General features: G+C 58.2%; 6 protein-coding genes and 1 tRNA gene. All 7 read right to left on the bottom strand.

Annotation, left to right across the window (positions count from 1 at the left end; all coding sequences use genetic code 11):
• Window positions 1-153 precede the first annotated feature (153 nt).
• Entirely contained in the window at window positions 154-1,509 is a 1,356-nt protein-coding gene (locus OCV80_RS10220) for a DUF4417 domain-containing protein (RefSeq protein WP_119311113.1), read from the bottom strand.
• Between the two features lie 144 nt (window positions 1,510-1,653).
• Window positions 1,654-1,729: transfer RNA gene (locus OCV80_RS10215), tRNA-Pro, on the bottom strand.
• Window positions 1,730-1,913: 184 nt separating this feature from the next.
• Complete coding sequence (locus OCV80_RS10210; RefSeq protein ID WP_267288389.1) at window positions 1,914-10,307, bottom strand: Cna B-type domain-containing protein; 8,394 nt, start codon at window positions 10,305-10,307, stop codon at window positions 1,914-1,916.
• Between the two features lie 87 nt (window positions 10,308-10,394).
• Complete coding sequence (locus tag OCV80_RS10205) at window positions 10,395-11,243, bottom strand: tyrosine-type recombinase/integrase (protein WP_136890727.1); 849 nt, start codon at window positions 11,241-11,243, stop codon at window positions 10,395-10,397.
• A gap of 328 nt (window positions 11,244-11,571) precedes the next feature.
• Complete coding sequence (locus OCV80_RS10200; RefSeq protein ID WP_119311133.1) at window positions 11,572-12,414, bottom strand: tyrosine-type recombinase/integrase; 843 nt, start codon at window positions 12,412-12,414, stop codon at window positions 11,572-11,574.
• A gap of 175 nt (window positions 12,415-12,589) precedes the next feature.
• Complete coding sequence (locus OCV80_RS10195; protein ID WP_267288388.1) at window positions 12,590-12,874, bottom strand: hypothetical protein; 285 nt, start codon at window positions 12,872-12,874, stop codon at window positions 12,590-12,592.
• A gap of 20 nt (window positions 12,875-12,894) precedes the next feature.
• Complete coding sequence (locus tag OCV80_RS10190; RefSeq protein ID WP_021750109.1) at window positions 12,895-14,418, bottom strand: O-antigen ligase family protein; 1,524 nt, start codon at window positions 14,416-14,418, stop codon at window positions 12,895-12,897.
• Window positions 14,419-14,433 lie beyond the last annotated feature (15 nt).

Raw genomic sequence — 14,433 nt, 5'->3', positions numbered from 1 at the left:
ACCAGTTTGTCATGAAGGGCGGGAAAATGAAAAAGCTGCATTTCGGTTCAAAGAACCAAAATGCAGCTTTTAACATAGTCTGAATGTCATTAAAGGATCTGTGGAAATCCAGTAATATCAATGGTTTGTAAGCAGTCGGCAAAAGGCTTCATCTTAAATTGTACGCTCCCACACTTTCACTTGCGTGATTACATCACGCAGACGATCACCACCAACCATATACTCCAGAATTTCGTCGGCGGTATCACACCATTTCTCAGTACGAGTGTTTACTTCCACAGAGCCAGCCTGACAAATCACCATTTTAGGCGCTGCATCTGCCGCAGGAGAAATACAGCCAAAGCAACAGTACAGCACGCCATTCCACTCGAACTGGACTTCGCCGCCGCGCCGCATACACTGTTTGAAATCACTGATTGTTTTAAACCTATTATCTTCAAGGCTGTTTGTGCCGACCCATGTTGCCATGTTCGTGTTCCTCCCGTATAAAAAGCTCTTGGTAGTCTGTTCTTTGCCGAAGTGAAAGCCTGACTGATCCCATATGATGCTATGTTGGTGTGGAACTTCATGATACTTGGGGAAACCATGGTTTGTATGGTGAATTTCCAAATATGCTTTTCCGTCAGGACCAATCAGCGTTTCAATAAGCTCTCCTTTTGCCGTATAGGTATATTTTGTTTCGCCCGGCTCACCCCAGAATCGCTCATCCTCTGGTTTTGACGGTTTGATTTCTCCGCCGTAGGCGCTTCCTCCGCCTTTTCCAATTAGGTACGGCTCTATTGTATCACGATTATTACTGGATGTGCCGCCAATTTTAAAGGCATCCAAATCTTCACGATGGAAACTTCGTTCATAGTTCATATACCGCCAAGAACTGCGTTCGTAATCCACATGGATAATGTTGCCCTGCATTTCGGGAAACGGTGTATTATAACAGATAATTTTTTCCGGATCAATGCGCCGCAGCATCTCGTTGTATCCTGCCATGAACCATTCTTTCTGGTCGCAGCGGTTGTCATGCTCTGAGGCCATATAAGTGGAGACAGCAACAACGCTTCCTTTTTCAATCCCTTCAAAGCAGAAATCAAACGTGGATTCATCTCCCCAGTTGACAGTTGGAATGACCCGGAGCCCTTTGGATGCCCAGTAAGCGCCGCACCAGCGATTACGAAATACATTGTAAAGTTGCATAACAGGCGCCATCTCCAGGTACATACTGAAATCCGGCGACAGCACCGCGCGGTAGCGGGAGAGTTTTTCAATGTCATTGTCCGGGTTCTTCCAGACCCTCTCAAAGCGATAGTCATATAGGAAGAAGTGTACCATGCGGTCTAGGTGATTCTGGTCCTCCAAATGGGTTTTGTCAAAACCGATCAACAAAAGATCATCGAAGTCTCCGGGACTTTCTTGGAACTTAGGAATGATGGGGATTTTTAACTTTCCTTTGCCGGGAAACTGGTTGCGAAGCAGTTTCTGACTGGTTCGGTAGTTGTAATTTTCTTCGGTCATAGATAGCCCTCCTGTATGTAGTAAGGAACAAGTCCTTCTGCATACAGGTTCCCAAACAAAAAAAGTTGCACATTCCTGTGCAACAACATGAGAAAATTTACAAATTGGCAGTAAAAAATCGGAGTACCCCAAAGGATACTCCGATGGTCCGAGTGGCGGGATTTGAACCCACGGCCTCTTGGTCCCGAACCAAGCGCGCTACCAACTGCGCTACACCCGGATAGCTGCCTCTCTTCCAGGGCACCAAGGCCCCGCAAAGCAACGTAGTTTATTATACGGAATTTTTTGGCCGTTGTCAAGTGTGGAAGTTGTTTCGATCCCTATCTCTCAGGACTGCGGCCCCAAGGCCGGGGGCACGGTATGCGTGCCCCCGGTTTGATTGCCTCGTTGGTTCAATGCTTTTTTCAGTCTCTCTTCCTGCCCTTCCGGCCCAGAATCACGATGGCTGCTGCGCCAGCCAGAGAGGCCGCCAGCAGTGCCAGATACAGCGCCAGCTGGGCAGTGTCTCCCGTGGGAACAGAGTCATCCGGTTCATCAGGGTGCCCCGGTTCGTCCGGCGTATCCGGCATATCAGGATCCGGGCTTTCGTCCGGGTCAGGGGTCGGATGCGGATCTGGATCCGGCATGGGATCGGGACCCGGGTCTGGATCCGGCTTGGGGTCTGGATCTGGATCCGGGTCCGGCGGCGGAGTCGTGTCGTCATAATTGATGATTAGCACTTCCGCCGTGTCTCCGAACGGGACCATCCCGGGGTTGTGCCCCTCGACGCGGGTCCCATAGCCGTCCACACGCGCCTCTGCCACTGTGTAGCCGACGCCGGAGGGCAGGCCCTTGGCTGTCTTGCTCTCCCCGTCTTTCAGGGTAAATGCTGCCACGCCGTCCTGGAACGTCATATCCCCGCAGATGCCGTTGATGGACTTGTCGTCAAGCGTGACGGTGAAGGAGAAGTCCCTCTGCCGGTCACCGCTGTACACTTGCTTTTTGACGGTCAGGTTCCCCTTTCCGTTGATGACGTTCCATCCGTCCACCCGGGTGCCGTAGCCATCCACCGGCTCCTCCTGCACAGTGTAGGTGTACGCCCGGCCACTGTCGTCGTAGGCGGGCCAGCTGCCGAAATCATAGGTCCAGCTGCCGTCGGCGTTCGGGGTGACTTCCCGCTCGGCAACTTTGGTGCCGTTCTGCAGGAGGCTCAGCGTGATGGAGTTCGGACGGTCGTCCGCTCCATCACCCACCCAGGTCTTCCGCCCCTGGATGGCAATTTCCGTCTCCTTGCCGCCCAGTGTGTTGGTCAGAGCCAGCGTACCGCTCCCTGTCACAGTGTACGACTCCAGGTGTTCTTCCTCCACCCAGTAGGTATAGGGATTACCGCTGCCGTCCGTATCCGGCAGATGCTCAAAGGTGTATGTCCAGACATCGGCGTTTCCGTCCTGGGCATTTTTCGCGGACAGCGTCACTTCGCCTGCTACTTCGCCCTGGGCTGCCGGATCCGTTCTGCGGTAGAGGGTCAGCTTCAGCGTCTCCGGGCGAAGGCCCTGCGCGTCACTGTCATCCCGCCAGGTTTTGGAGACCGGGATGTCCGTATAGCCCCTGTTGGTGATGGCAGTGGTGAACGCCACCGTAGTTTCCGTCGGTTCTCCATGATCGTAGATCACTTCCATGTCCTCGTCCGGGGTTCCCTGTTCAATGGCGTAATAATAGTATTTCTGGTTCTGGCTGTTTACTTTGTCCAGCTCTCCGAAAATATGGCGCCAGTTATTGGCCGCAGACAGCTCTGCGGTCATGCCGGCGACCTGCTCCACTCCATCCACGCCGGTCTTCCCCATCAGGTTCTTGTCCGTGGTCCGCCAGAGTTCCATTGTGATCGGATGTTTCTTGGTATCCGCGGTGTGCCATTTCTTTTCCACTGTCAGGGATGTCACAGCTTTATTGGTGAATTGGAATTCAGGGTAGGTCCCATCCACATCGGTCTTGTTTTCCTTTTTCGTATCTCCCACCTGGACGTAGCTGCCGCTGACCGCTTCGGTCACGCGGTATTCTGTCTCGGAGTCGGAGTCCGGCAGATAGCTGCCCGGCATTCGGGCTGGGAGGTTCTCCCAGACGGCTTTCCACTCTGCGTACTCGTAATAGGGTTTGTCCAGATCAGGATCCGTAGTTCCATCCAGCGTGACGGATACAGCCGTCAGGGTCTTCCACGTATACGCCGGGCCCTCTGCCGGATTCTCCAGCGGAACCGCATATTGCAGGTGCAGGGTGACCTGGGCGCCCTCCTCGCCGGCAGGCATCCACGTCTTGCCGGCAAAGACCTTGGTGGTCTGCATGTCGTTGGCCGCTGTGGTGAGGAAGCCGTCGTCAGACTGCCCGCCATAGGTGTAGGCCGCCGTGTACGCCTCGTTGTAGGAATCTCTGAGCAGGACATAGCTGCTCAAATCGACTGCTCCGTTCGTCATTTGATATCCTGGCTCAAGCTCCACGGCGCGATAGGTGTACTCCCCTTCCGCATTCTGTTTCGGCAGGCCGGAAATCGTCATCCCTACCGGCGATTCAACCGTGCCCTCTGTATCCGTTCCGGTGAGGGTCACTACCAGATCCTGCTTTTGACCGTTTTCGCCGGTCACCTGGACGGCTTCCCATGCTGCCGCTTCCCAGCCAACAGATAGATCCGTGGTCCGCTGAATCAGGAAACTGGTCTCCCAGGTCTTGCCGGCTTCGTCTGTATCCGGACGGGTGCCATAGACGTTGTTCCGGTCGTTCGTCCAAATCTTCTGCACCTGCAGCGAGGTCGTCGCCAGCTTGTTGGTGATGGTGGTCGAATTTCCGGATTCCGTGTAGGTGTCTTCAATTCCCGTGAAAAGGCCGCCGCTGTCTGCAACAGTGTATGCGAACTCTTCACCGCAGGTATCGACAGTAATCGTCGCGGCTCCGCCTTGATAAGCGATTTCCGTCTCCACCACGCGATAGGACAGCTCCGAAATCCCGCTGTCTTTTTTTACTACACGCGGCAGGTTCTCACAAGCTCCACTCCAGGAATCATAGATATGCCGGTTTTCCAATGTGATCGAAAAACCATTGAGTATTCCGGCATCCTTCAGTTTCTCGTACGCGTCTTCTCCCAGGTTCTCCTGCGTGAAATAGTCCGCTGCCCTCTGCCAACCTCCGCTCTTTCCCTCCTTGACATACAGCTCAAAGGTGACGGACATCTCGCCAAGGTCCATGTAATCGGCAGTGATGGGCTCGCCATCGCTGCCCACCCACCGCTTGGTGAAGGGGGCTCTGGTCTCCAGAGAGTTTTTCAGCTCCTTCATGTGGATGGTGTCGCCGTCTGCGGAGTCCTCACCCGCTGTCCCATTGCCGGTGAAGTAATATTGGTACCGCTCATACAACGCTTCCTTCAGATCGGAGTTCAGCTCTTCCTTCACGGTGTACACCCACCGGGCGCCGTTGGGGGCCCACTTTTCCAGCTCCGTCTGGGGCTGCGCGGCGGGAGGCGTCTCTTCGGAGGGATCCTGGGAATCGGGGTCTCCGATCTGGTCCGGATCTTCCGCAGGTTCTGTCGGTGTGACCGGGACGCTGCCGGCGCCGCCATGTTCCCCATCCGCCGGATCGCTGTGCAGGCTGGCGGCACTGAGGGTCTCCTCCTGCGGGGCGGACTGGCCGTCCCCGTCTCCCGCCTGGGAGTCCGGGTTCTGGTCTTCTTCCCCATCTGCCGGAGGTTCCGGACTCTGTGTATCCCCTTCGTCCGTGGGAGGATCGGCGGGCTGGTTTCCCTCCTCCGGGGGCATTTCTGTGGGCGGCGTTGTCTCCTCTCCCTGGCCGGGGCCCGGTTCGGCGGGCTCTTCCGCGGAGATGCCGGGCTCTTCTGCATCCGGATCGTCCGCACCCCAGATCTGATAAGTCCACTTTCCGGTTTCTGCATCCTGGGTCCACTTGACGGTGTAGTCCTCGCCCTCTGTCAGCTTCTCCTCGATGTGCGGGTCGCCCTGCCCCTCCTGGGCAGCGGCGCGGCGGGTCACAGTGAGCCGGATAACGGGGACCAATGTACCATCTTTCCCCTCTTCATAGGGGGCATCCGGACGCAGACCGAAGGCGTCGTAAAAGTCCTCCCAGGCTTTTTGGCCCGTGAGGGTGACGAACTCTGTCTGCACAGCCTTCCGGCTGTTCAGGAACGTGGCGTCGGCCTCTTCCCGCTCTTCATGGGGCAGCAGACCGCCGACAGTATATCCGTCCCCTGTGACGTCTTGGGCCTCCAGGTCGCCCGGGCCGCACCAGGTATCGTAGCCGCCCAGGAAGCTCTTGTCCTCCTCCACATGATAGAGGTACAGCGAGCCGTTGGGCGCATACTGCTCCAGGCCTGTAAAGGAAAGAACCGTTTCAACAGTTGTGCTGTCTCCTCGCTGCTGGTAAGCCGCCTCGACCTCCTCCGAGGACCAAGTGGCCGTCCGCACCAGCTCCTGCGCGGAGGGCTGGCCGTTGTTCTGGATGTAGACCCGGTACAGATGGAAGCGCACGGCGGGGTAGGCGATGGGCAAGTCATCTCCGCCCAAAGGCAGTTCCAGGATTTTTTTCACCGACAGACTGCCAGTCGGGCTGTGGAACACGTTCTCCACCTGGAAGGTGTTGGAGATCTCCTGTATATCAAACAGATCCAGCGATTCCTGGGGTCCCTCGCCGGTACCGTCCAGGGGCAGCCCGTTGGCGCCGGTGATGCCTTCCTCCCGGAGAACATATTCGTACAGCTTGCCTTCCTCCGTGTATTTGGGCAGCCTTGGCTGGTCTTCAGATTCCGGCCGGACGGTTCCGGCTCCGTCATCGATGATATTTTTCCCCTCATAAAGGAGCCGGAACGTATAGTTCTTCAGGCCGGACCAGTCCTGAACAGTCAGGGTCGCGATGGGGGCTCCGCCAAAGTCAAACGCCTCCCCGCTGCCCTGCACCCGCCGGTACAGTGCGAAGGTGACGTTGGGCAGGTCCACCGCCGGATAGCCAGCGGGCAGGTTGGTCCACAGCTTCCGTCCCTCAATGGCGACCGGCTTATTCAGGCGGTTGACGAAGGTACCATTTGCGTTCAGGGCATATTTGGCGTAAGAACTGCTGGCATCCTGAGACACTGGTGGGTTGACGCCGTCCAGGTTCGTGGTCTGCGCTTCGTAAGCCGCCTCCATCCCCGGGTCAGCTTCGTCACGCGTGCCCAGACAAGTTTCACCCGTCCAGTACTCCGCAATGGCGTAGTCAAAGTCGGAGGCGTTTACACTGGTGCGCTCCACCGCGGAGTAAGTGATCTTGTAACCCCAGTCGTCATACTTGGGCAAGTTCTCCAGCTCGGCCCGCCAGAAATACTGCCGGTCCGCAGATCCGTTATCCCCGGAGGCGGTGCCGGGCTCCTCACCCGCGGGATCGCCTGCTCCCTCGGACGGCACCTCTGTCTCCGGCGGGAGCAGGCCCTCGTTTGTCCAGCGGTAGCTGGGATAGATCAGTTCGGTTTCGATCCCGTCCTCAGCAGCAGAGGTATGCACAGTCCGGTAAATGTCCAGATAGATGTCCGGACGACTGCCGGAGCCATACATATAGATGTCGTACCACTGCTTGTACCAGACAGCATCCGTTACGCCGGTGCGTTTGTTGGTGAGGGTGATCTTCTGCTCGTCATTCTTGTTTTCACCGTCATTTACCGTATAGGATTTTTCCTTTACAGAGCTTGTGTATGTAGTCCACAGGGCATAGACCTCCGGAGAAATGGTCCGCAGCTGATCCAGCGTGATCTCATTGCCGCCGTCCAGCCAGACCTCCTCTACGGTATAGCGCACCACTGTGCCGTTGGTGTCGTACTTGGGAAGGTTCCAGAAGTCAAGGGAGTTGGACTTCGTATCTGCCGTGAGAATCGGCTGAATAGAGGAAACCCGTCTTTCTCTTCTGTCTTGAATCTGTACATCCCCGCCGCCCAGGTTCACATAGCCAAATCCATCTTTCTGATAGATTTTAAATTGTCCTTCCGTATCATCGCTGGCGGCGATCTTCAGCTTCACGGCCAGAGTGAGGCCGGGGGTGTTCTCCAGGGCTGCCTGGAGTTCCCCCACGCCGTCTCCGCCGCCGTCCCGCCAGTCCTTGGTGACGGTCAGGTCCACATTGCCCAGCCGGCGGTTGGTGACGGTGCAGACCGTCTCACCCGCGATCTTCTCGCGGTCGTATGTAGCTTCATAGGCATGGTTTCTGCCGGGGACAGTGTCGCGGGTGATTCCGGGAGCGTTGATCTCTCCCTCGGTCGGGGCGCCTTCGGTTCCAAGAACCGCAATCGCTCCGATTTTGGTCTCCCGGATGTAGACCTGGTCCGGCGTAAGTTCTCCAATGCCGGCCCATGCGTACCAGATGGGATCTCCGTCCTCCTGGGATTCGCCCAGCGTGACGGAGACAATTACCTCGTCTCCATTTCTGCTATACACCGTCACTTCCACTGGCTCCCGGTGGGCGGCGTCGCTGTCGTCCACCCAGTTCTTCTGGACCAGGATCCGATGGCTTCCTCCCGGGCCGTTGGTGACGATGGTCGTATAGTCTCCGGTGCTGCTGTCGATGGAGGTTTCATAGGTGGGGTTCCCGTTCTCCTCCAGGATCAGGTATTCATACCGGCGCCCCTCTTCGTCATACTCCGGGAGGTTCTGGAGCAGGGCTTTCCAGGCCTCAGAAAACTGAATGGAAATTTCACCGTCGATCGCATCTATGAATGCGTTTTCCTTCGTGAAATCAACATTGACGGTCCCACCTGCATCCATTGTAAAGGTAAGAACCTTGCATGTTTCTGTCAGAGACTGTTCGCCGATGGTACGGTACAGGGCGAAGGTCACCGGCCCCTCCTGGGCGCCGCTTTTCCACTTCTTTTCCACCGTATAATCTATCTGGTTGCTGACGGCATTGGTGATCTCGGTGGTGTTGCCGTTCTCCACATCGGTCACACGGTACTTTGCATCTCCCCGGCTGCCGCCGCCGGACAGGGTAAACGAGTTGTTGTCCAGAAGATTTGTTTTATTCTCGCCCTGGTAAACCACCGACTCCACCCAGCGGTACTCCAGCTCCCGGCCCTGGTTGTCGTATTTGGGCGCGCTGGCGCTGACGGACAGGCCGCCCAGGTTCTCCGCCGTAAATTTTCCCGTTTCCTCCGTCCCCAGCGTCTCGGTGATCTCCGTGTCTTCCCAGGGGTCCTCACTGCCCACCGGCCGGGCCTGGAGCGTCAGCTCCACCCGGACATCCTCCAGCGCCGACTGGAAAGCCGCCGCTTTCCAGATCTTGGTCGCATTAACCGTCACCGTGCCGGAGAGCTTGTTGGAAAGGGTTCCCCCGTTGTAGAGGTATGTATTGTTCGTCTCCCGTGCAAAGTCTGCATCCTCGCTGGTCAGTTTTTTCAGCGTACCGGAATCCTCGTCCAGCGCCCAGATGATGTCCGTCACGCCGCCGTCTTCCCCCACCGCGCCGAATACCTGGGTGTAGTCCCCCGCATGCTCACCAGTGAGATACTCTCGGACCACATAGATATACTCGTAGCCCTCCGAGTCGTACTTGGGCAGCTCTGCAAACTGAATGTCCTGTTTCTCCTGCCCGTTGAGCGGGACCGTCAGAATGCTGCCCCCATCATCCCGGACGGGCGCGGCCGTTGTGTAGCTCTGCCCGGCTCGGTAACGCCACAGCTGGAGTTCACCTGCCGGGCGGTGATCCGGATCCGCCGCGTCCTCCCAGACTTTGGATGCCTGATAATCCTTCACGCCCGTGAGCGTCAGGTACAGGCTGCCGCCGTCATAGAGCTTCCCCACCTCTGTGCCCACGTTGGGCGTGCTGGAGTTGTCGTAGGAGATCTGGAAGTAGTCGCCCTCGGGCAGGGCACCCGCCGCGATGCCGTCGGCGGCGTCCAGCCGGCCGTCGCCTTTTCCGTCTCCCTCCCTGGTCTCCTCTACCGAGTAGTTGATCCGGCTGCCGTCCAGGTTGTACTTCCACAGACCGCTGACGGTGACGGTGCCGCTGGTGGGGTTGTCCGGGTCTCCATCAGGGTCCTCTTCTATCTTCATCTGATCCTTCATCTCTGCCAGCAGCCGGCGGAGGGAGCTTGCCGTATAGTTGGTGTCCACCACGAAGTCAAAGCTGTTGTAAATGGCTTCTGCGATGCCTTCCGCGCCGCCCAGATTACCCCAGCGGAGCTGAACGCGGAAGTTGAATTCGTCCTCCAGCACATAGTACCAGCCGTAGTTGTCCCCGGCGGAGGGATATTCCGACACATTGCCGTTGTTGACCTCTACCGGGCTGTAGCCGTCAACCCCTTCGGACGGTCCCATGATCCACTCTACACGGGATTCTGTTGAGGTCTCCCCGCCGTAGCCATCGGATGTTGTGGTTTCGATCGCTTCCGGCAACACGCCGGTCGGGACGGAGACCGTATAGGTGTTGTTCCCGTTGTCGGCCACCGTCATTTTCGGCATAGCGGACAGGCCCACCCCGGAGAGCGTCGAGTCCTCCCCGCCTTTCAGCTCAATCCATTCCCCGTTGTCGATCCGGAACCACAGCGACGGCTGATACGTATTCGCCCCGGGACGCACTCCGTCCTCATTGTTGTTATCCACCCAGTAGAGCGTGTTCTCTTCAAATGCCCCGGCGGCATACCAGCTTGTCACCGTCACCACCGTATCTGCGTAAATCACAGGCACCAGGGTCAGACACAGTACCAGTGCCAGCAGCCCGCTGACCAGCCGCCGGCCTCCCTTCTTCGGAAACTTTCCCTTTGGGAGCCGCCCCCGCTCCCGGACTCTCTTGCCTCGATACAGCATAACCCCTCACCTCATTGAAAAATTGTTCACACACATATCCAGTGCGTCCCTATCGTCCACGCCCCTGCTGCGTCGGCTGGGCAGGACTCAGCTGCCCTGCTCCCAGCCCACAGTCAGCTGCTCCTCTTCCAGCATCCGCTCGTGGGCCTGCTCGGCCAGTATCTGTACACTGTCCCGAATGCGTTCCTGCGTGACCTGATACAGCCTGCGCAGACAGCGGGGGTTGCTCTTGTCCCCATCCACCCGGGCATCCCTGCACAGAGTCCGGATCTCTCCGCTCACCTGGGTCCTCCGCATGGGGCGGCCGCTTCGGGTGACGAATACCGGCCCCGCAGTGATCCCCACCCGCCGGAGATAGACTGCCAACTCCTTCTGCAGACAGGCAGGAATCAGGACGTACTGCGCTCTGCCGTCACAGGCGGTCAGAACACGTCCCTCCTCCACCGCCCGGACCATCACCCGGTTCAGCTCACTTACGCGGATCCCTGTCAGGGCAAAGACCTTCACCATCAGATACGTACGCTCCCGGCCCAGATTCCGGGCTGTGGCCAGCAGGCGCAGATACTCAGTCCGGCTCAACTCCGGCTGGATCTCCTCTTCGGTGTCCAGCTGGCCGATCAGCTGCAGATCCCGCCGCCCCAGATAGGCCAGCAGCCCATTGGCGGCGGACACATGGGTGTTGGCTGTACCGGGCGAGTAGCCTTCCCGCAGCAAGGCGGCGCGCCAGAGCTCCAGTGTGTCTGCAGCCACCCGCTTGTCCTCCGGAAGAAAGTGGTAAAACGCCTCCAGCTTGGGGCGGTAGACCTGGATCGTCTCCCGCCGGCGGCCCCGGGCCGCCAAGCTGTCCAGATACCGGCAGACTTCTTCCCAGGTAACTGTCAGCTCCGCCGGCGCCGCGGTCCTGTCCTGTAGTGCCGTTTCCATCGCCTCACGCATTGGGCATTCTCTCCTCTCCAAAGCCGCTTTCACTGTCTGAATGCTTTCCAAATATCTCCTCCGTATCCATCTCTTTCCGATTTACAACAGAACAATGATTCTGTTGTAAACCTGTCATCAGCTGGAAATACGGTGCCAGAGCACGAAGAGTCGGTTTTGGCCGAAACGGCACCTTTCCCTTTTGGGCCGCAAAATTGGAATCCTCAAAAAATCCAAACCGCAAAAAAAGGACGTTGCTTTTGTAGTTTTTTTGTTTTATACTAACTATATTCCAATGTATGTAGTGGAGAGAGCTTTGTCGATTTACAACAGAATCATTGTTTTGTTGTTAAACGATCAGCCGCATTTTTTCCAGAATCTGTTCATGGGCCCTGGCGCTCACTGCCACATAAATCCGGGTTGTCTCAATGGAGGAATGGCCCAGAAGGTCCGCCAGATGCGCCAGATCCTTCTCCTGTTCATAAAAGCACTTGGCGAACAGGTGCCGCAGATTGTGCGGGAATACCTTTTCCGGCATCACGCCGGCCTCCCGGCAGAGGGTTTTCATTTCATGCCAGATGTTGCTGCGGTCCAGGGGCCGCCCGGTGCGGGTGCGGAACAGGGGCCCCTCCTGGATATCCTGCGCCCTGGCATACCGCCGCAGGCGTTCCGCCAGTTCCTGCGGCAGCAGGACGGTCCGGCACTTTCCCTTCAGCCGGATCTCCGTCCGGCCAGCACGCAGGGCCTCCGCCGTGATGAAGCGCAGTTCGCTCACCCGGATACCGGTGGCGCAGATCGTCAGCATCACGTGGTACAGCCGCTGGTTCTTGCGCCCCTTGGCAATAGAGAGCAGCCGGCGGTACTCCGACTCCGTCAGGTCCCGCTGCTCCTCCCGAAACGCCCGCCGCTGAACCTTCAGCAACTTCACCTCGCAGTGCTCCGCTCCACAGAACCGCAGATACGCGTTCACAGCAGAGAGCTTGTTGTTGACCGTCAGAGCCCTGTACTGCTGCTGCAGGCGCTCCCGGTATGCCAGAACACCCGCCTTGGTCACCGGGGCGCCGCACAGAGCCAGTCGCAGCTGTTCCGCCTCCTGCACGTATTTTTCCACTGTGGCACGGGCTTTCTCGTTTTCCACCAGAAATTCCCGGAACGCGGAGATAGACTGTCCTGTGAGCGTGATTTCTTCCATCTTGACTCCTCCCAAATCCGCCCGCACAGACGCGGGTATTTTTTGTAAGCATACCCAAAATGGCGTCGGATATGTTCCGCCTATGGAGATGCTTTCCAAAAAAGTTCCGAATTGCGCAAAAAGGCAGCCCGCGGAGAATCCCTCCGCGGGCTGCCTTACAGTATGCTGTTGTTTTTTATCGGCCTCCCCAGACCCGGTAGAGCTCGCTTCCCCGTTCCCGCAGGCGCTCGTTCAGCCAGGAGCGCAGGGATGCCATGCCCTCCTCTGTCCAGGGGAAGGTCTCCGTCTCAATGTGCTGGGCCTTTTCAAAGCAGATGTTCTCATAGACCCAGGCCTGGACGGTGCCATCGTTCACCTTTCCCGTCCGCTGGAAGCGGTAGCGGAAGGTGCCGAGGGAGCCGGGAAAAATCTCCGACTTCTTCAGAAAGTTCAGGGTCAAAAATGCGAATGGATCTTCCATCGGGCAGTTTCTCTCCTCCATCAGGCCGCCTCCGTCTCCCGGCGGCAGACCTTGATCCCCGCGATGGTCAGCGCGAACACGAACCAGAAAATGCACATCACCCGGGGATAGTTCCACAGGTAATCCGCCAGACCGCACACCATGGCGCCGCACAGAGCCGCCGCTCCGGCACAGGTGATGGTGCGGGCGGCAGAGGGGGCGCAGTGCCGGACCGTGCGGGCCGCCTTTTTGATGTTCCACAGCATGGAGCCCACAAAGCCCAGAAACCCCAGCAGTCCCGCCTCGATCCATACCTGCAGGTAGAAGTTGTGGGCGTGAACGAAGGGCGCTTCTGCGTGGTAGAGGTTGAAGTCGCTGATGTAGTCCTGCACGGCGGCGGTGCCCAGACCCGCGCCGGAGACGGGAGACGTCCGGATGACCTCCAGTGCCGCCTGATACAAGGGGATGCGGCTGGCAGTGGAGGTATCCGCCGGATTGAAGATCGTCAGGACCCGGTGCCAGATGGTGTCCGGCAGGAAAGGGACCATCACCACGCACAGCACCGCGAAGGCGGGGATCAGCTTGGGCTTCCACAAAAACACCAGCACCACCATGGCACAGGCCATGCCAACCCAGCTGGCCCGGGAGTAGGTCATGCCCAGAGCCAGCACACCCACGGCAAACACGCCGCAGGCCGTCACGCGGGAGATGCCCCGCTTGGAGCAGAGGATCAGCGCCAGTACCAGGGGCAGCAGGAGGATCAGCACCTCTGCAAAGGTGTTGGGGTTGTCGAAATAGGACTCCACCCGGCCGGGCATACCGGCGTTGACCTCCAGGTCCACATAGGACTCGTTGACCTCCACGCCCTGGATCCGTTGGTACACACCGTACAGCGAGGACACCAGCACACAGACCCCACCGCCGGCGGCCAGCCGCTTCAAATCCTCTGTGCCCCGGACAGCGCTGACCGTCACCAGCACGCACAGCGCTGCGGAGATATGGTAGAGCAGGAAGCGGAAGGAGGCGGAGGGCTCATAGGAGAACAGCACCGCCAGGAACATGGCTCCGAACAGCACCACCGGATAGAACCCGATGTGCTTCACGTCCAGCCGGAAGTCCCGCCGGGACATGGCCCCGGCATAGAACAGCACCAGCAGGGCGGCAAAGCCCAGCATACTATATGCGTTGTTCCAATGCGAGAAGGGAATCACCCACAATAGCATGATGAGCCAGGATTGGGCGACGGCGGTCTCATGTCCCATCTCAAAGGCCAGACGGGAGAAAACGCTGTCATCAAACGTAGCCCGCAGGGCAAGGTACAGCTTGTGGAGCAGCCAGGCAGGCAGGTTGATGAGGCCCGTCAGCAGCCGGCAGAGGATGCTCTCCTCCCAGGCCCGGGCCGCAACGCCCTCCCGGCACAAGACCCGGAGAACACGGCTCTCGTCGATCTGGCGGTTGCACCAGGCGCCCATGCGCACCAGGCAGCGGTGGACGGCGCTGTCATAGTAGACGGTGCACAGCACCGCCCATAGGTGATACAGATAGCTTTCGCGGAGAATGCTCATGCAGGGAAACCTCGT

It is taken from the genome of Oscillibacter acetigenes, from assembly GCF_025567605.1.
Lineage (GTDB): Bacteria > Bacillota > Clostridia > Oscillospirales > Oscillospiraceae > Oscillibacter > Oscillibacter welbionis.
The sequence above is the reverse complement of the archived record's forward strand: the minus strand, read 5'-3'. Positions and strand labels throughout refer to the sequence as shown.